Here is a 20,842-nt window from a genome sequence, read left to right on the forward strand (position 1 = left end):
CCTTCCATTACGAAAACAAGAAAACCAACGAATAGGTTTTCTTGTTTTCACCATTATACTGCAACGTCTCTTCTTTTAAAAATGGCCCATGAAGTCATGATCAAAAATATAAAATAAAGGCATAATATAGTAATTGAAAAGGACAAGCTCATACCCTCCACTAGAGGTGTACCGTTCACATATTGCTGTAAGTCGGTATTTGCAAATAAGACATACTTCACCCAATCATATTGCGCCAGAAGTTGAACAATTTGCGGACCTGTAAACATTAAAAATAAAGAAAGACCGATAGCTAGCGAGCTACTTCGAAACACCGTAGAAATTGTAAAAGCAACTGTAACAACCATGATCAGATCAACACTCCTAAACCCTAATAACCGAATGATGTGAAGCAGCATATTTTCTTCCACTACTTCCCCGTTCCTATAAGCTAGATAAGGAATTTCAGCACTACTATAACCAAACAAGGTAAGCCCGATGAGGTAAGAGGCACTAAATAATAAAAGGAGCATAAACAAAGCAAATAATAGTGTCGTAACGTATTTAGACAAAAGAATTCTTGCTCGGCTGACAGGTCGAATTAATAATAGTTTAATTGTTCCAGTTGAAAATTCATTGGCCACAATCCCTGCGGCAATCACAATAGTAAATAAAGAAACAACGGCACTAAAAGTTGTTGCGTCGATCATAAATCCCCATAATGAATCTGAAACTTGCGGCGCTAGATCATGTGTAAGTCGGTACTCATTCAGTTCTATTTGTTGCTTCACATATTGAGTACCCGCCATCATGGCTGGGTGATCATTCATCGATTCTTCAAACTGTTGATTTTCAGTAATAAGCTGCGTTCTCCACTCCTCACTATCATCTGTTGCAAAGACAAATCTAGTCATCATTCCAACTAATAAAATGACCCCTAATAGAAGGCCCACCATTATCCATGTACCAAGACGTTTATAGATTTTTATGTGTTCATTCTTAATTAAGCGAAACAACTGACTCATCTAATTCCCCTCCGTCATTTCTAAAAATTTCTCTTCTAGTGTTGTCTCATGATTTGACACACTATAAATTAGAAATCCTGCTTTAACAATTGTTTCTATTAATAATGGTATTTCCACCCTCTCACAGGTAACTTCTAGCTTGTCATTAATAAGCTTAAAATCGTACTCTTTAATAAATCCCCTCATATATTGATAGACTTCCTCTGCTCGATCAACTTCAAATCGAAAAACGGCATTGGACTTAGAATTAACGAAATCATCAACCGTTTCGACACTAACAAGGCGCCCCTCTTTAATGATTCCGATTCGGTCACACATTAGCTGCATTTCCGATAAAAGATGACTAGATACAAATACCGCCAGTCCTTCTGTATGAGCAATATGTCTAATATATTGGCGAATTTCTCTAATACCCGCTGGATCTAATCCGTTTGTCGGTTCGTCTAATATTAACAAGGAAGGTGAATGGAGCAGAGCTTGCGCCACTCCTAACCGTTGACGCATTCCAAGTGAATACCCTTGCACCTTTTCATTAATTCGTTCTTCTAATCCTACTAATGTGACGACTTCCTTCACTCTCTCTTCTGAAATTTTATCGGGATGCATTCTTGCATAATGAACCAAATTATCATACCCAGTTAAGTATTTATACATTTCAGGGTTTTCAATAATGCCTCCGATGTGCCTGATCGCCTCTTCAAACTCCTTTTCAATATCAAAGCCTTGAATAAGGATTTCTCCTTCTGATTTTTTCATTAGGCCGACAAGCATTCGAATCATTGTCGTCTTTCCTGCTCCGTTCGGTCCAAGAAAGCCAAACACCTCACCAGGATACACATCCAATGAAATCCCGTGAATAATTTCTTTTTTACCAATCTTCTTTTTTACATTTCTAATTTGAGCAACTGGTTGTTTTTTTGTCACCTTGATGTCCTCCTTTAACACTTCTATCCGCATTATGACACCCAATCTTTAAATCATTCTTATGAAGTTCTTAAAATAAGCTTAAAATAAAAGACCGAATAATGAGATAATAAAAAGAGCGTAGTTATTTTCAAAAATAACATGGCAAGGCCTATGTCCCTTATTAGCATGTATTAACTTTAAGGAGGTAAACCGATGAAACACTCAGATATCATTCCTTTTTACGGGGGAGAACGTCCAGAACTGTTCGAAATTGAACGAAGATGCATGGATAGGCAGGGTAAAGTAATAGAAGCACTAGATCATCTGTTACCAAATGGAATGGTTCTAGATATTGGCGCTGGGAATGGTTTCACAGCAGAGAAGCTACAATCAAATCAGCGCACCATTGTCGCTATCGAGCCTGACCCATTAATGATTGATTCGACTAAAGCGATCATCTGGTCAAAAGGCACAGCACAAGATGTTCCCTTTCACACAAATACATTTGATGCTGCTTACTCTACTTGGGCCTTTTTCTTTGAGGGTGTTGCAGACCTTGAGAAGGGTCTAGATGAAATGAAGCGGATCGTGAAAGAGGACGGGCTACTAGTCATTATAGATAATTACGGTGAGGATGAATTTTGCTCCCTTTCTAAAAATCCAATCGCAAGTAATGTGTATTATTGGGTCAACAAAGGTTTTGAGTATCAAATCATTCATACTTCCTTTTCTTTTGATTCGGTGGAAGAAGCACGAAAACTACTGAGCTTTTACTTTGGTGAAAATGCTGCTTCAATCGACAAAACCGAATTCGAGTATAAAGTGGCGATGTTTATAAAGAAAAACACTAAAGAATAGAAAAGAAAGGAGCCCATCAAAAATGGCTCCTTTCTCCTTTCTTATTTCATTTCAACGGTAAACCTTCCTTTGCACTCTTCTCCCCAATAGAACTCAAAATGGTCACCATCTTGAATCGGCCCTACTCCTTCAGGGGTACCCGTATAGATGAGATCCCCTGCACCTAAGCCAAATACATCCTGACATTCCGTGATGATCGCTTGAAAATCAAACATCATGTCTTTTATGGTACCCTCTTGTACCGTTTCACCATTTTTCACTAGAGAAAATGTAAATTCTCTACATTCCTCAACTCCCGGAAATGGAAATGGATCAGTTGTAATCGCAGCATTCGGAAATCCTTTTGCTCGTTCCCACGGTTGTCCTTTTTTCTTCAATTCACTCTGAACATCACGTAAGGTAAAATCAATCCCCAGCGACATAGCGCTAACTACATCCTCAACAAGATCTCCCTTTTTCACCTGTTGATCGATATGTAATACAATCTCAAGCTCATGATGAATCTCCCCTTTATCAACAGGAAATGCAATCATATCGCCTTTTGCATAGGCCAATGAGTGTGTAGGCTTTGAAAATAAAATAGGAGAATCAGGTACTTCATTTCCTAATTCCACTGCATGTTTTGCATAATTTCGTCCAATACAAAAAATATTCTTTACTTCGCTCATCTCTAACACTCCTACCCTTATGTAAGTTGCTTAATTCTTGATACTATTTCATCTGTCACTTCACTTGTCGTGGCCTTACCACCTACATCGGGTGTTTTAATCCCAGCTTCTGTGACATCCTCCACAATGTTCAGTAGCTGTGTCGCAAGTTCCGTTTCTCCAAAATGGTCTAGCATCATTTTACCTGTCCAAATTTGACCGATTGGATTGGCAATCCCCTTCCCGACAATGTCAGGTGCCGATCCATGAACAGGTTCAAACATTGAAGGATAGCTTCCATCAACATTCAAATTGGCTGCAGGTCCAATTCCTATACTTCCCATCACAGCTGCGCTAATGTCTGTTAATATATCGCCAAATAAATTACTTGCTACGATGACATCAAACTCACTAGGCTTCGATACAAGAAAAGCAGATAAGGCATCAATATGAGCCGAGCGCTTTTCTACATTTGGATAGTCTTGTCCAACTTGATCAAAAACTTCATCCCAAAATGGCATCGAAAACACGATTCCGTTTGATTTCGTCGCACTGGTGACGTGGCCTTTTCTCGTTTTTGCTAATTCAAAAGCATAGCGCATCGCACGTTCTGTGGCCTTTCTCGTAAATACAGCATTTTGAACGACCACTTCATCCTCTCCTGAGTGAATACGGCCTCCCACTTCACTATATTCCCCTTCACTATTTTCACGCACAACAATTAGATCAAACCCGTTAGGTTTAGTTACCATAGGGGTAATACCTCTTAACTGCTTGGCATGACGTATATTTAACGTTTGCTTAAACCCTCGACGAATATTGATTAAGAGCCCCCATAATGAGGTATGGTCAGCTACAAGATTTGGATTTCCTACTGCCCCTAAAAAAACGGCATCATGTTGACTCAGTTGGTCAAGTCCATTCTTAGGCATCATCTCGTCGTGCTCTAAATAATACTCACAGCTCCACGGATACCATGTATGCTCAAATTTCAAGCCACCATGCACTTGGGCGATTGCATCTAACACTTGGGTTGCATATGGCATAATTTCTACTCCAACCCCATCACCTGGGATTACACCTAATTTTATCTTTTTCACACTAACACTCCTCTCCATGTTGTATTTTATAGAAAAATTCAAAAAATTGAAAGCGCTTTGTTCCGTTCAATGAATAAAGCGCACAGTTTCCTTTAAACTGTGCGCCCGTTAGATTAAATACCTGCAGACCGTTGCAAACGTTTAACAATTTCATCAAAGTCTTCTTGTGAAATACCAGGTGCAAATTCTTCCGGAATCTCTTCAAAATCAGGCATCGGCGCTCCAGCAGGTGCACCAATTATTACTTCTAACTGACCTCCTTGTAAGGGGTGATCTCCTTTCCAGATCTTCTCAATATCTCGGTAATCCGTTGCACTCCACGTATATAATTTACGATGAACTCCTTCAGCTTCAAATTTACGTGTGGTTTCAAAAGCAGCGTTGTCTAAGTTCGGAATTGGAAGCATCTTTGTCATATCAACACCTGTTGCAATCTCAATCGCTTTGGCATAAGCCATAATATGAACCCCACCGCGAACAAGTAAGTATCCAATCATTTCACGAGCAACCGGGTTACTTGTCATTTCATACACGCGCATCTTATGGGTTCTCGCTCCGCACTCTAAGAAGAAGTTGTGCAATAGGTCAAGAATTAAGTTTCCGCTATTAAACACATAGTCTCCGCGCCAAGAACCTCCCATCGAATCCATCGGGTAGGACGTTTGAGCGGTTTGAATAAAGTGGGCCGTGTTTCGCTTATCCGTTGCCGCTCTCATTGGGGCAATATTAGGATCACCCGGGAAAGTCGTCCCTTCAATCATCAAGTTAATTGTATTGGAAACAAGCTCTACATGGCCCAATTCTTCTGCTGTAATACTTGCCACTAAATCAAAAAAAGGCTTTAACTTTTTCTTATTCCTAAAATTAAACGACTGAAATAAGTAGTTGTTCAAGGTCGACATTTCCCCAAATTTCCCACCAAGTAGTTCTTGCACAGCGGCTGCTGCATTGGCATCAGGAGCTTTAGGTTTTGGTAGTTCAATAGCTAAGCGATTATAGCGAGTAAACAAAACAACCCCTCCTATTCACATAAAGTAACTCTATATCATGTATGAGAGAGATTGTTTGTCTTATAACCTTTTATTTAGAAAACAGATGAAGAGCACCGATTCGCTCCATCGCTTCAGTTAATGTCGCTTCATCAGCCAGCAATCCGATCCGTACGAACCCTTCTCCGTATTCTCCAAATCCAATACCAGGCGCTACAACGACCCTTGCTTCATTCAATAAAATGTCCGCAAATTCTTCAGATGTATAGTTTTTTGGCACAGGGAACCAAGCAAAGAAAGACCCACGTGGTGCTTCCACTTCCCAACCTGCTTTGTGTGCTGCATCTACTAATGCCTTACGACGTGATTCATAGGTAGCAACAAGATCAGTCACACATTGTTGATCAGAAAGCAATGCATGAGCAGCAGCCTCTTGAATCCCACCAAATATACTGCAGAAAAGATGATCTTGTAGCTGTTCAATCGCGCGAACGACGCTTTTGTTTCCAACAACAAAGCCGACACGCCACCCTGCCATATTGTAAGACTTAGATAAAGTCATTACCTCTACGCCGACATCTTTTGCCCCTTTTAACTGCAAGAAACTAAGAGGCTTTACTCCATCAAAACCAATGGCACCGTAGGCAAAATCGTGAACAATACAAATATTATGTCTTTGTCCAATTTCAATGGCATCTTGAAAGAGCGTCGGCGTCGCAACAGCTCCTGTTGGGTTGTTTGGATAATTCAAGAACATCAATTTTGCTTTCTTTAATGTATCCTCGCTAAGTTTGGAGAAATCTGGGTGGAAGCCCAATTCTTCTAATAAAGGCATCATATGCATGCTTGCCCCACTTAACTCTACGCCTGACCAATAATCTGGATAACCGGGATCAGGAACAAGAGCAAGATCTTCTGGATTTAACAAACACTGGCTTAATTCAATAAGCCCTGTTTTGGCCCCACCGAGTACAGCAACTTCAGTCTTAGGATCAATTTCTACTCCGTACTCTCTGTAATAATAATCGGCAACCGCTTCCTTTAAAAAGGAGTGACCCGCAAACGGTGCATATTTATGATGAACAGGATTTTCAGCAGCTTCTTTTAATTTATCCACAATGTGAGTAGGGGTTGGCTGGTCCGGATTGCCTTGTCCTAGATTAATCACATCATCATGCTTACTACTGATTTCATTTACTTTTTTCACTAGCTTCGCGAAAAATTGACTGGGCAATCGTTTCATTGCCTCAGATTGTTCAAACGTTTTCATCTCTCTCACCTCTATGATTTCATCTTTCAATAAAAAAAGAGCCCTTTTCAAATTCTGAAAAAGGCTCTTGTCCGAATAAGACAATTCGCTTATCTCTCAGAATACAAGATTCTGCAGGAAGGAGCACCTTTCCAAATGGCGGTTGCTGGACGTCGTCGGGCCTGTTCCCTCGGTCTCTCTTGATAAGTGATGATTATTCATTTTTTGTCTAACGCTCTATGAAAGCGCTACACATTATGTAATTACTCTTTATGAATGAGAGTTTACAGAATTGTTAGCGATTTGTCAATCTTTGTTGCTAGAATAAAAAAATCCTTGCTTCTTTAAAAATGTATCTAGATGAGCTCGCTTTGGTGTTGAGAAATGCCCTGCCATCATTTCACTCCACGTAGTCATGCGTTTTCCGCTTGTTCGATCTGTATAGTAACGTTTCATTTCTTGATCATATTCTTCTAGGGCTGCATCAATTTGCTCATGGTTATACGTTTCATAATGCACAGAAGCCGCTTCAGGTAATCTTGGTTTTTGGGCAGGATCTTGATTAGGCTGTCCTACACATAACCCCATCACCGGGAACGTATAATCTGGTAGAGAAAGTAACTCACTTACTTCATCTGGCCGGTTACGAATGCCGCCAATCATCACTCCACCCATTCCATATGACCTTGCAGCTACTAACATATTTTCAGCCACAAGCGCCGCATCGACAGCACCAACAAGCACTTGCTCAATTCCACCAACTTCAAAACTTTTCTGATGAAGTTCACTTGCTTTTTTCAAGCGACTAAAATCTGCACAAATGACAAAGAAGACAGGACATTGTGCAACATATGCTTGATTTCCGACTAACTCTGCTAGCTTTTCTTTTTTCTTTGGATCTTGAATCACAACGATACTATACGCTTGAACATGATGAGAGGTTGGTGCCCATCTACCTGATTCTACAATATTCTCGATTTGCTCTTGGCTCACCTTTTCATTTGTAAATGATCGGATAGAGCGATGGCTTTGAAGTAACCGTATTGAATCATTTTGCATCATCATCAACCCTTTATTAGTATTTATTCATTAGTTTACATGAAAAAGGCTGATCAATAAAAGAAGAAGGCTCATTACTTTTAATGAACGAACCCCTTGTTCGCTCATTAGAAATATTTTACAATGAAGCTATTCGTTTCAACTTCAGCTTATTAGAAAAGGAGAAAACCTCATGACCACACGAGCAACTTCGATCCAAGATAACGAACGAATTGCCTCTCTTGATATGATGCGTGGCCTCGCATTGCTAGGAATTCTATTAGCTAATAGTCTTCATTTTCAATACGGTCTATTTTTGATTCCTAATCTACATGATTATTACCCACTCGGTATGATTGACCGGATTACTGAGAACGCCATCTTATTCTTGGCAACAGCTAGCTTTTATACATTATTCTCCTTCTTATTTGGTTATGGTATGGCTCTCCTGAAAGAAAGACTCGAACAACGAGAGCTTCGTTTTGGCACCGTCTATTTTAGAAGAATGAGCATTTTGCTTGTCGTTGGATTCTTGCATTATCTTTTAATTTGGGATGGCGATATCTTATTAACCTATGCGCTTGGAGGCATGCTCCTCTACTTCTTCTTACGTCTAAAAGAGAAGGGGCTTTTGGTTTGGTCATTAATCCTTCTTTTGTTGATGGCCACTAGCATTGGCATGCCAGAAGATGAATCGACCCTTGTTGTGGAAGATTCATTAGCTTCCTACTCAGTTATTGAAAAGGAAGTGCTCACCTCAGGAAGTTATGCGGAAGTTGTTCAGTTCAGGTTAACGGAGGATATGTTTGGTCTAGGAGGTTACGGTCAAATCCTTGTCATCCTTAGTGCAATGATTGCCGTGATTGGCATGTTCTTATTAGGTGCTTTTGTCGCAAGAAAGAAATGGCTTCTTAACATTGATCATCACCGTACAATGCTGAAAAAGGTTTGGTGGATTACTCTTCTTGTAGGGTTTCCGACTAAAATCCCGCATGCATTTATCGGAGATTCCTATCAATATGAGATGCTCCATATGACGATTGGTGGACCCCTTGTTGCGATGTTCTATGCAACGAGCATTGCCCTACTTGCCACGAACCCTACAGCGAGAAAATGGTTACAGCCTTTTGCTATGGTAGGTCGTTTGTCACTTACGAACTACTTGATGCAGTCGATCGTTTTCACGACCCTTTTCTATGGATACGGATTTGGACTTTTTAACAGCCTTGGTTATTTTGTAGGAGCTATCCTTGCGATTGTGTTCTTCTTATTACAAATTCTGTTTAGTATATGGTGGATTACACGCTTTAAAATGGGACCGTTTGAGTGGTTTTGGCGCGCTGGTACGTACTTAGAAATCCCAAAATTAAAACGAGAATCCTGATTAAAAAGCTGAGGGTTACACTCCTCAGCTTTTCTTATAGATAAAGGTCTCAAGAACTAACCCTTCGGTGGTCCGTTCATTTTTAAAAGGTTGAAACCCTGCACTTTTGTATAAGTTTACAGCAGGAAGATTGTGACTAGCCGTCGTTACAAAAATAGGTGCCTGAGCTCTCTCTTTTACTTCTTGTATGAGTCTTCTGCCAATCCCTTTCCTAAAAAAAATTGGGGAGACAATCACTTTATTTAGCTCCCAATAACTTGGCTTCATATCAATTGCTACAGCCCCCATTACATCATGGTCGTTTGTAGCAACATACCACTTTAGAGAATCAACTAAAAGGTCTTTGGTTGTTTCCGCTAGAGGAGGTAGTTTCGGATAGTTTATGAGAGCCGCTTCCACTTGATAGGCTTGCTGCTGTAACTCTATTAATTTTGAAGCCATGTCTTCGCTTAAATTTAAATAATGATTTATTCTCATCAAAAGCTCTCCCTCGGTTTATTCGGACTCTTCTTCCTATTATTCGATTTCAAACGTAACCTTTCCTACTTTTGACAAAAAATAAGACATCCAATTTTCTTGGATGCCTTACTTCATTTTCGGACAAGACGTACACATTACCTTGTCTGCTGAACATTTATAAGCAAAACAGCAGGTGAGCCTTCCCTCTTGTTCCTGCTTCTGATAAAAGGGTGCAAAAGGATTTTTTCTCAACCCGAACAAGTCTCCTCCCGCTTGACCTATCCATTGAAAATCTTCTTGCACACGATTAGATTCTGCTTTTTCAGGCAAAACAGTGTGATAGAACCACTTTATATACGCAAATGCATTCTCCCATAGAGTGGCAGTTGGAATACCTGTTTGCTTATGAAGAAGTTGCCATAAAGGAGTAAGATGTTCAGCAAATAACTGAGTAAATAACGTCTCAATTTGGCTTGAACCTTCCTCACCCTTCTTTATTTCTTCATAGTTTATTTGAGCGATATGGATAGAAGGTAACCACCATTCCTCAGAAGCTGAATCCGAAAGCTGCAAATCGTCTTTGCTCCAGGCTAAACGCTTATTGTAAACCGTTAACATTAAAAGGGCCGGTAAAGTGATAATAAGACTGTATCGCTTAGAAAACATCGAAGCAGCGACTAGTAAGTCAGGAGCATTCACTTCTTTTCGTACATCTTCTAAATATTGGATAAGAAATTCTTCATCAAATAACTGATGAACAGCACACGATAAAGGATGAGTTTGTTTTAAATTAATCGTCAATCGAGTCGATTCAAGGGCACTAATTTCATCAGCTAAGAGCTTTGTAAGGACCAAACGAATCAACCTCCTGTTTGACAATACATCTCCCTCTACCATGCGGAATACATAAAGGTGTTCCAAATAAAGGATCTGCAGTCACTTGGCACTCCATTTTGAACACATCTCGGACTAATTCACATGAAATCACGTCCTCCGGTTTCCCTTGTGCATAGATTCCTTGATCTTGGATGGCAATAATATGATGTGCGTAACGGCAGGCTAAATTCAAATCATGTAACACCATTACAATCGTCCTATTTTCAGTTTCATTTAGTTCAAAAAGCAGGTCTAAAATTTCAATCTGATGAGTCATATCAAGGTAAGTAGTAGGTTCATCTAATAAAATGATATCTGTATCTTGAGCAAGCGTCATTGCGATCCAAGCACGTTGACGCTGCCCCCCTGATAAGGAATCTACAGGCCGATCTGCAAGCTCTGTTAAATGAGTGGCTTTTAACGCATTCTGGACCTTCTCTTCATCCTTTTTTGTCCATTGTGAAAACAATCCTTGATAGGGGAACCTTCCTTGTTTGACTAACTGCATAACAGTCAAACCCTCAGGGGCTTCAGGCCCTTGCGGTAGGATAGCTAGCTGTTTGGCTACATCTTTAGTCGATTGCTTATGAATCGATTTCCCTTCAAGGATAATGGTCCCTGCTTGGGGTTTTAAAAGTCTTGCTAATGAGCGCAGTAAAGTAGATTTCCCGCATCCATTTCCACCAATAAAAACAGTGATTTCGCCAGTGGGAATCTCTAAATCTAATTGATCAATCACCACTTTTTCGTCATAGCCTAATGTTAATTCATTTGCAACGATTGCCTCTCGCTTCATCCTAAGCCACACTCCCATCGTTTAGCCATTATGTTTTTCTTAGTAAATATAAGATATATGGGGTTCCAAGTACTGCTACCACAAGACCTGCTGGAATTTCTTTTGGTGCTAAAATAAATCTTCCAACAAGGTCAGCCGCTACTAATAGAATTCCTCCAACAAGCAATGATAAAGGAATTAAGCGTCGATGTTCCACTCCAACAAGCCTACGTACAGCATGAGGAGCTAATAGACCAATAAAACCTATGGTGCCGACAACTGAAACACTGGCAGCCCCCATTGCTACCCCTAAGGCGATCGCCATGAGCCTCGTCCTTCCAACATTCATACCAAGCCCTGTTGATACATCATCACCAAATGCTAATAAATCTAGCTTTCTAATAAGTAACCAACCAAGCGGAATCGTGATCACTGCCATAAAAAACACAATTTGCAGCTCTGACCAACTTTTTGCATACGTAGAACCCGCTAACCAAGCGAGAGCGGGTGCTACACCCATCTTCGCTTTAACCACCATAATTTGAATAATCGCTGATCCAACAGCTGAGACGGCAACCCCCATTAAGGCTAAGAGAATTGGCTCCCAATTTGACCTCCACGTCACGAGCAATATAATGGCAATTGATAGTGTAGCACCGACCATTGCAGCAAATGGTAGAAGTTGTATCGATGCTGCTGGAAATATAACAAGAAAGACCATTGCACCAGCACCACCACCAGAGGTGATACCTAATACCGTAGGATCTGCTAAAGGATTTCGCAGCACTCCTTGTAGTAAAACCCCACACATCGCCAGTAACATTCCGACCACAAAAGCAGTGATAATACGCGGTACTCTAAACTGCCAGACAAACGGTGATAAATAAGCTTTATCCATCCAGTCTTGTAAACTAAAAAATGAGCCAGCCCCGTACGAAACAGAAAGTAAAAAGACCCCTAGAGCTAAGGCAACACTTCCAGCTACTAATAATGAAAAGGGAGCAGCAACAACATTTCCGCCTAACTTTGTTTGTCTTCGAGAATGCTTTCTCCCAGTTTTATATGCCAGGTACATTAACCACGGCCCCCCAATTAAAGCGGTCATCGCCCCAACTGGAATTTCTTGTCCGGGTTGAATCCATCTTGCCAGAATATCAGCAACAATTAATAGAATCGCTCCCCATAGAAAAGAATGAATCAAGATTGCTCGGTGTCCTTTTATCCCCATCATTCGAACAAGATGAGGAGCAATAAGACCAACAAAACCTATAGGGCCAACAACACTGACCGTTGTTGCAGCAAGTAAAATCGCACTAACCCAAGCAAAACCCTTCACACGCGTAACCGGTTGACCTAGTGAGGTGGCGACATCTTCACCTAAAGTAAGCACATCCAAGCTTCGTGCATTCAATAGAGCAACGACAACACCTAGCATTATCAGACCGGTAGCAAATTGTACTCCTGACCAATCAAGCTGAACAAGTGTGCCTGCTCCCCATAGAAACAGCCCATTTGTCTCGTTTTCAAAGATTAGTTGCAAACTTCCTGTAATAGAAGAGAATAGTAGTGCAACAACCATACCTGTTAGAGCAACACGCACTGGCTCCATTGCCTTTCCAACTAACATCATCACTAAAATGGCTGCTGTAGCTGCTCCTAGAAAAGCGACAAGAAAAGGGTAGCTCCCAAGCGTCGCTGGGAAAAAGACAATCGAACCGATTACAAATAAATGTGCTCCAGCATTCATTCCGAGCGTACTCGCTGATGCAAGCGGATTTTTCGTAATCGTTTGCAACAATACGCCCGCAACAGCCAATGCACCTCCCGCTAAAATCCCGATTATTACACGAGGAAGACGAAGTCCAACTACTACATCTTGCACACGTCCAACACTCCACACCTCGGTTAATAGCGTCATAATCGAATAACCCGCCTGCCCTTGACTAAGGTGAAGCAGGCTAAATAAAAATAGGAGAAGGAAGCCCCCTCCAAAAAGGAGAATGGACTTCCGTCTAGTTGTTGAATCGAACATGCTATTCTTTATCCACTACTTCAACAATACGGTCAACAAGCGTCATTGCTGATAGCGGACCTCCAAACAACCAAGCATCGCCACCTAATGGGTACAGCTGATCATTCTGAACAAAGTTTAGATTTTGCCACACACTATTTGATTGAAGTTGATTTTCAAACACATTATCTTCATCTTGGACAACATAGAAGAAATTAGCATCTTCAACCGCTGGTAAGGCTTCTACATTCACTTCAGCATAGCCATACATTTCAAATTGACCAGAATCATAGACATTCTCTAAGCCAACTTCCTCAAAAATCTTCGTTGCCATTGCATTTGGTGTAAACAAGCGGAGTGTAGGTGCTTGATTTGCACTAAATGCTTGTGTAAGGACAAATTCATTCGTTTCTAAGTTAGCAGCTTCAATGTCTGCTCTTGCTTCTTCATATTTAGCATCAAGCTCTTGAAGAACGCTTTCTGCCTCTTCTTCCTTTTGAACTACTTTTGCAATCGAACGGAATGTTTCTTCCATTTCATCATATTGACTCACCGATTCATCAGTAGGGTATGGATCAAAAAACAATGTCGGTGCGATAAACTCTAGCTCCTCTTGAATTGCCTCATGACGGAAGCCAGCTGTAATAATTAGATCTGGATCAAGCTCTGCGATCATTTCAAGATTGGGCTCTTGACGTGTACCAACATCTACGACACCTTCATCCAACTCTTCATCAATATCGACCCAACTGTTATAACCTTCAATGTCTGCTACCCCAACAGGCTGAATACCTAAAGCTAGTAAATCTTCAACATAAGTCCATTCTAAGGCAACCACTTTTACAGGTGTCTCTTCAAATGTCTTCGGACCAAACGCATCCTCAATTGTAATTGCATCTGTGCTTTCAGTTTCTTCGGTAGAATCTGTTTCTTGTTCCTCTTCTACAGCATTATTTCCCCCACAAGCAGCAAGTAAAGCCATTAGAAGAACGAATACCGCTAAACGAATGATGTTTTTCATTGTATAATCCCCCGTACTCTATGTATATTATGATAATGATTATCATTGACATTGTAAGTATACTCCGATTATTACCTAGGATCAATAGTTAATTGAGATAAGTTATCATTATCACATATTTAAAAACCATCCAGCATTTATACTGGATGGTTCAACATTACGTCATAGCCCCTTCTTCCTCTTTCTTAAAGAAGGTTTTCATCGCGTGATAAACATCGCCTTTTTCCTTTAAAATATGATGACGGAAGCGTGGGTCATCAATATTTTTATACGCACTCATTAAGGTGGAGTGACGGCTGTATTGATTGACTTCTCCGTAGCCAAACATACTGCTCTTCTCCATTAATTCCTGCACTAATTTTAAGCACCTAGCATTATCACTCGTTAAGTTATCACCATCTGAGAAATGAAACGGATAGATGTTATAGCGCTTAGGGTCATACTTCGCATTAATAATCTCAAGTGCTTTTCGATATGCAGATGAGCAGATCGTCCCCCCGCTCTCACCTTTTGAGAAGAAATCCTCTTCTGACACTACTTTTGCTTCTGTATGATGGGCGATAAATTCAATATCAACCGTTTCATATTTTGTTCGCAAGAAACGGGTCATCCAGAAAAAGAAGCTGCGTGCCATATACTTTTCCCAGCGTCCCATACTACCACTTGTATCCATCATCGCAAGTACGACAGCTTTCGACTCTGGTCTAATTGTTTCGGTCCAAGTTTTGAAACGTAAATCATCATTATAAATAGGGATAAGACCTGGTCTACCTTCTAGGGCATTCCGCTTAATAGCTGATAAGATCGTTCGCCGTTTATCAACATTGCCCATTAATCCTTTTTTACGAATATCATTAAAGGAAATATCCTCTACAATAATTTCAGCATCTTCCTTCTTCTGTAGGTTGGGCAGCTCTAGTTCTTTAAATAGCATCTCTTGTAGCTCCATAATCGACACTTCAGCTTCAAAGTAATCCTCTCCGGCATCTTCACCAGCACCTTGACCCTTTCCAGGTCCTTGCTGTTGCTTTTGGGCATTCGGATCGCGAGCTACAACATCGCCTACTTTACTATCACCCTTCCCTTGACCAACATGCTTATTTTTATCATAGTTATAGCGTATTTTGTACTCATCTAATGAACGAATTGGAATTCGAATTACTTCACGCCCATTAGACATAACAATGTTTTCTTCACTCACTAAATCAGGAAGGTTTTTCTTAATCGCTTCTTGTACCTTCTCTTGATGACGTCTTTGATCTTGATGTCCCTTTCGATGGAGGGACCAATTCTCTTGAGACACGACAAAGTTATGTTTATTAGAATCTTTCACACCATTTCCCCTCCTTGTATACTCCATCCTTTTTATGCAAAATCAAAACCGATTTCATCAACGGAATGTGTCACATATTTTCCAATTCAACATATACTGATCTCGAATCGCCCCTTTGTTTAACTTACCAATTAGATAGGGGCTTATAATATCCTATGCAGACAGGGATAAGAGTTGCTAATAAATTCTGACAAATTATCTTGTACAAGCAAAAAAACCTTATTCCATCCTATTATTGTAACGACCACGTATCACGTATAAAAGAAAATGTCATCATCTCACATTAGAGATGATGACATGGCTATTTAGCGATTCAACAAGCTTCCTACATAACGTAATAGTTCATTAGCCGAAGTAGAGTTATAACCGTGTTCATCAATTAAGCGGGCAATAACCTCATTTACTTTCTTGAGTTGTGATTCATCTGGTGTTTTCACAGATGTGGTAATCTTCACAATATCCTTCAAGTCAGCAAATAGCTTCTTCTGGATCGCTTCGCGTAAACGCTCATGCGAGTTGTAATCAAATTTTTTCCCTTTACGGGCATAAGCTGAAATGCGGATAAGAATTTCTTCACGGAATGCTTTTTTCGCATTCTCTGAAATGCCAATTTGCTCCTCAATAGAACGCATTAATTTCTCATCTGGCGTCATTTCTTCACCCGTTAATGGGTCACGTAATTTATTCTTGTTGCAGTATGCTTCTACATTATCTAGATAATTGTCCATTAATGTTTTCGCAGACTCATCATAAGAGTAGACAAAGGCTTTTTGAACTTCCTTCTTGGCAATCTTGTCATACTCTTTTCTCGCAACAGCAATAAAGTCCATGTAACGCTCACGGTCTTCTTGTGAAATCGATGCATGCTGATTAAGTCCCTCTTTAATAGAACGCAACACATCAAGCGCATTGATCGATGTTAATTGTTTTCTAATAATCGCAGATGAAATTCGATTAATGACATAACGGGGGTCAATTCCACTCATTCCCTCATCTGGATGCTCTTGTTTCAATTCTTCTAGGTCCTGAGAATTAAAGCCTTCTACACTTTCTCCATCATATAAACGCATCTTCTTTACGTGGTCGACACCTTGTTTCTTAGGGTCTTTTAAACGAGTTAAAATCGTGAAGATCGCAGCAACCTTTAGGGCATGTGGAGCGATATGAACATGCGAGAGATCACTATCTGAAATCATTTTCTTATAAATTCTCTCTTCCTCACTCACTTTTAAGTTATACGGAATCTTCATCACGATAATTCTGGAGTGAAGGGCTTCGTTTTTCTTATTGGAAATAAATGATCTATACTCCGATTCATTTGTATGAGCAACGATGAGCTCATCGGCTGATATCAAAGCAAATCTTCCAGCTTTGAAATTCCCCTCTTGAGTGAGTGAGAGTAAATGCCATAGGAATTTCTCATCACATTTCAACATCTCTTGAAACTCCATCATTCCTCGGTTTGCTTTATTCAACTCTCCGTCAAAACGATAGGCCCGAGGATCAGACTCAGAACCATACTCAGCAATCGTCGAAAAGTCGATACTTCCAGTTAAATCGGCAATATCTTGTGATTTCGGATCTGAAGGGCTGAAGGTTCCAATTCCTGTTCGCTTATCCTCTGAGAAGAAAATTCTCTCTACCATCACATCTTCAATCCGGCCACCATACTCTTGTTCTAACCTCATCATATTTAAAGGTGATAGATTCCCCTCTATCTTCACACCATACTCGTCAAAGAAATCAGCACGTAAATGTTGTGGAATTAAATGCAGTGGATCTTCATGCATCGGGCATCCTTTTATCGCATAAACTGCCCCTGTATCTGTACGCGAATACTGCTCAAGCCCTCTTTTTAACATTGTGACAAGAGTCGATTTACCACCACTTACAGGACCCATTAACAGCAAGATCCGCTTACGAACATCGAGCCTTTTTGCTGCCGAGTGAAAATACTCTTCTACTAACTTTTCAATTGACTCTTCAAGACCATAGATTTGATCACTAAAAAATGAATATTTTTTTCCGCCGTTTTCTTCTTCCACACCAGCATCTTTAATCATATGATAAACGCGGGAGTGTGCCGTTTGTGCAACATACGGTTTTTCTTTTAGTAATTCTAAGTAATCAGCAAAGGTTCCTTCCCATTTCAACCGCTCTTCTTCTTCTCTGAAATTTTCAATCTTTTTTAAGATATCCATTATTATTTACCCCCATCCTCGTGGTCAAGAGAGATTAATACACTTTATGCACAGGCCCAAGTGAACATGCATCCCATTTCAGAAATTGACGTTTTTCCCAGTCTGCTCGCTCAATTCATCACCAAACTACTCACAGTCATGTTACAATCATGATTGATTAATAGGAAAAGAGTGTAAAAAGATGAAAACATTTTTAGGTTGGTTCCTTATCATCCTGCTGTTTACTGGTTTTTCTTTTTTATTTGTAGAAGCCACTGCAGAAATCAAGGATATTCAAACACTAAGTGAAGTATTCGAGGAGCATGTTGTGATCGATGAGATCCATTTACCTGCGAATAGTTATATGTATGATCGAAATGGCTCGGTTATTTCAGAGATTTATAACGAGGGTAACCGAGAGTATGTAACATATGAAAAAATTCCTCAACAAGTCATTGATGCTTTTATCGCAACTGAAGATCGTCGTTTTTTTGATCATAAGGGATACGATGCCACTGCCATTATTCGTGCAATTGTCATTAACACTAAAAGCAATGAGATTGAAGAAGGTGCAAGCACAGTAACTCAGCAACTTGCTAGAAATGTCTTTTTAAGCCATGAGCAAAATTACAACCGCAAGTTAAGCGAGCTCCTATATGCTCATGAAATTGAAAAACAATATACAAAAGAAGAAATTATTGAACTCTATCTAAATACCATCTATTTTATGAATGGTGTCTATGGATTTGAGGCTGCAAGTCAATTTTATTTCAATCGACCAAGCTCAGAACTCACTCTTGCTGAAATTGCTTTCTTAAGCGCAGTACCCAACAATCCGACCCACTATGACCCAATCCAAAAAAGTGAGAATACAAACTTAAGAAAAGAATGGATCATAGAAAAGATGGTAGAGACAGGCGTTATTACTAGCGCAGAAGCCGAGAAGGCAATAGCGGAAAAGGTGGCTGTGAGTCCGCGTGAAAAAATTGATCAATTTCCTGACTATGTCACCTACATCCATCACGAACTACAAGAATTAATCGCCAACCAAGAAGGATTTGATAAGCGTTTAAACCAAGCTGGCTCAGAAGAACAAAGAGAAGCTATCGAACAAGAATTATATGTACGAGTGAACACCCTTTTGCAGCAAGGCATCCACATTGAAACAGCGCTTGAGCCTTCGATGCAAATTAAAGCAAATCAAGTCATTCAACATCGCTTGCCTCAAAGTGATGTGCAATCTTCTGCAGTCATTATTGATCATTTACGAAATGAACTTGTGGCCATGACTGCAGGAAAAGAGTATCAGAAATTTGACTTCCACCGGGGTTTCCAAATGTATCGCCAACCAGGTTCAGCTATTAAACCAATTCTTGTATATGCACCTTACATAGAGGAACATGACGTACCACTGCAAAGCTCCATTAATGCAGATAACTTTTGTCATAATGGTTATTGTCCAAAAAATTTCGGAGGAGCTCAATACGGGAATGTGAATATGACAACCGCATTCAAGCATTCCTACAATACACCTGCTGTTCGTATTCTAGATCGAGTAGGAATAGAGAAGGCTTTTTCTTATCTTGATCTGTTTGAATTTGAAAAAGTAGTAATAGAGGATCAATCGTTACCGTCCGCATTAGGCGGCTTTGAGCATGGAATGTCACCACTCGAACTAACACGATCATATACGTCCTTTGCTCGAAATGGATTCTATTCTCCTGCTCATGGTATCCGTGCTATTAAAAACAGCGAGGGTGATATTCTTTATAGTTGGGAGCAGATCGAGCACGAGCTTTGGAGTGCTCATACTACGGAAAAAATGAGAACATTATTAGCTGAAGTTGTGAAAAGTGGAACAGGAAAGCATGCTAGTATTTCATCGAGCTACGTTGGAGGGAAAACGGGAACAACTAATGATTACATTGATATGTGGTTTGTAGGGATGAATGATCACTACACAACAGGGGTATGGGTCGGGAAAGATCGATGGGAATCTCTTTCTTCCATCTACAGCCATTATCCACATCTTACCATTTGGCGAGAGATTATGAAGTAGCTCAACCAGGACAATGTCTGTATGTGTGGGAAAGCATAGTAAAGCTATTAGAAACGCCGGATATTAAAAATCCGAGCGTTTTTAATTTATTTTTATACCGTTTCCTTAACGCTTCCTTAATGCCCCCTTTTTATACTCCCATTCAGAGAAAATAAATTAATAAAAAATTCTTCAAAGCGCACAATATCTTCTGTACTGCCTTCCCAATCCAATTTGGGGTTGGCATACTACTTTGGAGGTGCATTACCATTAATGGAATGTTATTCTTCTGGTTATTTTTAATTTCAGCTGTGATAATTGGGGGCATTTATATGATGAGAAGAAGAACAGAACCGGAACCTATCTACCTTCCTGTTAAATCTAACCCAATTACTCAAAACAATTTCAAGGAGGAATTTGCAATGGAAAGAGACACAGAAAAAACACTAAAAGAAGCTGAATCAACAAAAAAGACTGCTGCCGAAAAAGCAGTTATTGAAAGAATTGCTCAATCAAAAGTAGAAGCTGAAATTGGTGATGAGTTACAACCGCTAAGAAGCCAGCTAGAAACTATGCAAAATGCCTTATCTCAAATGCACTCTGCACAACAAAGCAGCGGAAACATGAGTAATACCACTTCCAACCAAACTACACAGTCTTCAAACGAGCTTCTACAACAAATGCAACAATTCAGCACACAAGCTCAACAACAACAACAAAAAACGTTCCAACAATTACAACAATCAATCCAACAAGCATCACAAACATTAGGAAGTGTAGAGCAATCACTACAGTCTTTCAACATGTTAAACCAAATTAGTCAACAAATTAATCAATCACAACAACAATTACAACAACAAAGTCAAAGTCAAAGTCAAGGTCAAAACCAAGGCAATACCACATTGCAATAAACCAAAATACAGCTGATGACTTAGTGTCATCAGCTGTATTTTCCAGTAGAAATCTTCTAGCTT

The 20,842-nt window shown here is 39.9% G+C and carries 18 protein-coding genes and 1 riboswitch; of the genes, 4 read left to right on the plus strand and 14 right to left on the minus strand.

Annotation, left to right across the window (positions count from 1 at the left end; all coding sequences use genetic code 11):
• Positions 1–53 precede the first annotated feature (53 nt).
• Both AB3N04_RS08095 and AB3N04_RS08100 read right to left on the minus strand, forming a co-directional pair.
• The gene (locus tag AB3N04_RS08095) at positions 54–1,004 is read right to left on the minus strand and encodes an ABC transporter permease (protein WP_368505582.1); all 951 of its coding nucleotides are present in this window, start codon (positions 1,002–1,004) and stop codon (positions 54–56) included.
• Positions 1,005–1,928 carry an ABC transporter ATP-binding protein gene (locus AB3N04_RS08100; RefSeq protein WP_368505583.1) on the minus strand — a complete coding sequence of 308 codons (924 nt, stop codon included), beginning with the start codon at positions 1,926–1,928 and terminating at the stop codon, positions 1,005–1,007.
• Between the two features lie 195 nt (positions 1,929–2,123).
• Here AB3N04_RS08100 and AB3N04_RS08105 point away from each other — a divergent pair, with 195 nt between their 5' ends.
• Positions 2,124–2,768, plus strand: a complete 645-nt coding sequence (locus tag AB3N04_RS08105; RefSeq protein ID WP_368505584.1) for a class I SAM-dependent methyltransferase — start codon at positions 2,124–2,126, stop codon at positions 2,766–2,768.
• 41 nt (positions 2,769–2,809) lie between these two features.
• Here the strand turns inward: AB3N04_RS08105 and AB3N04_RS08110 are convergent, their stop codons facing one another.
• From AB3N04_RS08110 to nfsA, 5 genes are all read right to left on the minus strand, one after another.
• On the minus strand, positions 2,810–3,436 hold the full coding sequence (locus AB3N04_RS08110; protein WP_368505585.1) for a fumarylacetoacetate hydrolase family protein: 627 nt from the start codon (positions 3,434–3,436) through the stop codon (positions 2,810–2,812).
• 17 nt (positions 3,437–3,453) lie between these two features.
• Positions 3,454–4,515 (minus strand): tartrate dehydrogenase, encoded by a 1,062-nt coding sequence (locus AB3N04_RS08115; RefSeq protein ID WP_368505586.1) that lies wholly within the window; start codon positions 4,513–4,515, stop codon positions 3,454–3,456.
• 113 nt (positions 4,516–4,628) lie between these two features.
• On the minus strand, positions 4,629–5,525 hold the full coding sequence (locus tag AB3N04_RS08120; RefSeq protein WP_368505587.1) for a manganese catalase family protein: 897 nt from the start codon (positions 5,523–5,525) through the stop codon (positions 4,629–4,631).
• A 70-nt stretch (positions 5,526–5,595) separates the two neighbouring features.
• Positions 5,596–6,774, minus strand: coding sequence for a pyridoxal phosphate-dependent aminotransferase (locus tag AB3N04_RS08125; protein WP_368505588.1), 1,179 nt, complete (start codon positions 6,772–6,774; stop codon positions 5,596–5,598).
• Positions 6,775–6,860: 86 nt separating this feature from the next.
• Positions 6,861–6,963, minus strand: a riboswitch (SAM riboswitch).
• A 96-nt stretch (positions 6,964–7,059) separates the two neighbouring features.
• Positions 7,060–7,812, minus strand: a complete 753-nt coding sequence (gene nfsA, locus AB3N04_RS08130; RefSeq protein ID WP_368505589.1) for an oxygen-insensitive NADPH nitroreductase — start codon at positions 7,810–7,812, stop codon at positions 7,060–7,062.
• Positions 7,813–7,984: 172 nt separating this feature from the next.
• Between nfsA and AB3N04_RS08135 the strand changes: the two genes are divergently transcribed.
• Complete coding sequence (locus AB3N04_RS08135; RefSeq protein WP_368505590.1) at positions 7,985–9,175, plus strand: DUF418 domain-containing protein; 1,191 nt, start codon at positions 7,985–7,987, stop codon at positions 9,173–9,175.
• Between the two features lie 24 nt (positions 9,176–9,199).
• Here the strand turns inward: AB3N04_RS08135 and AB3N04_RS08140 are convergent, their stop codons facing one another.
• The 7 genes from AB3N04_RS08140 to AB3N04_RS08170 all read right to left on the minus strand — a co-directional run bounded on the left by AB3N04_RS08140 (position 9,200) and on the right by AB3N04_RS08170 (position 17,851).
• Positions 9,200–9,652, minus strand: a complete 453-nt coding sequence (locus AB3N04_RS08140) for a GNAT family N-acetyltransferase (RefSeq protein WP_368505591.1) — start codon at positions 9,650–9,652, stop codon at positions 9,200–9,202.
• 108 nt (positions 9,653–9,760) lie between these two features.
• Positions 9,761–10,489, minus strand: a complete 729-nt coding sequence (locus tag AB3N04_RS08145) for an IucA/IucC family C-terminal-domain containing protein (RefSeq protein ID WP_368505592.1) — start codon at positions 10,487–10,489, stop codon at positions 9,761–9,763.
• The gene (locus AB3N04_RS08150) at positions 10,464–11,306 is read right to left on the minus strand and encodes an ABC transporter ATP-binding protein (protein WP_368505593.1); all 843 of its coding nucleotides are present in this window, start codon (positions 11,304–11,306) and stop codon (positions 10,464–10,466) included. The genes AB3N04_RS08145 and AB3N04_RS08150 overlap by 26 nt, the downstream gene beginning before the upstream one ends.
• A gap of 28 nt (positions 11,307–11,334) precedes the next feature.
• Positions 11,335–13,317 carry a Fe(3+)-hydroxamate ABC transporter permease FhuB gene (gene fhuB / locus AB3N04_RS08155; RefSeq protein WP_368505594.1) on the minus strand — a complete coding sequence of 661 codons (1,983 nt, stop codon included), beginning with the start codon at positions 13,315–13,317 and terminating at the stop codon, positions 11,335–11,337.
• Position 13,318: 1 nt separating this feature from the next.
• Entirely contained in the window at positions 13,319–14,317 is a 999-nt protein-coding gene (locus AB3N04_RS08160; protein WP_368505595.1) for an ABC transporter substrate-binding protein, read from the minus strand.
• Between the two features lie 157 nt (positions 14,318–14,474).
• Positions 14,475–15,650 carry a sporulation protein YhbH gene (yhbH, locus tag AB3N04_RS08165; RefSeq protein ID WP_368505596.1) on the minus strand — a complete coding sequence of 392 codons (1,176 nt, stop codon included), beginning with the start codon at positions 15,648–15,650 and terminating at the stop codon, positions 14,475–14,477.
• 305 nt (positions 15,651–15,955) lie between these two features.
• On the minus strand, positions 15,956–17,851 hold the full coding sequence (locus tag AB3N04_RS08170; RefSeq protein WP_047974129.1) for a PrkA family serine protein kinase: 1,896 nt from the start codon (positions 17,849–17,851) through the stop codon (positions 15,956–15,958).
• A gap of 181 nt (positions 17,852–18,032) precedes the next feature.
• On the opposite strand from AB3N04_RS08170, the gene AB3N04_RS08175 reads away from it, so the two are divergent.
• On the plus strand, positions 18,033–19,889 hold the full coding sequence (locus tag AB3N04_RS08175; protein ID WP_368505597.1) for a transglycosylase domain-containing protein: 1,857 nt from the start codon (positions 18,033–18,035) through the stop codon (positions 19,887–19,889).
• Between the two features lie 311 nt (positions 19,890–20,200).
• On the plus strand, positions 20,201–20,779 hold the full coding sequence (locus tag AB3N04_RS08180; RefSeq protein ID WP_368505598.1) for a hypothetical protein: 579 nt from the start codon (positions 20,201–20,203) through the stop codon (positions 20,777–20,779).
• Positions 20,780–20,842 lie beyond the last annotated feature (63 nt).

This window comes from Alkalihalophilus sp. As8PL, assembly GCF_040939795.1.
GTDB classification, from domain to species: Bacteria; Bacillota; Bacilli; order Bacillales; family Bacillaceae_D; genus Alkalihalophilus; species Alkalihalophilus lindianensis.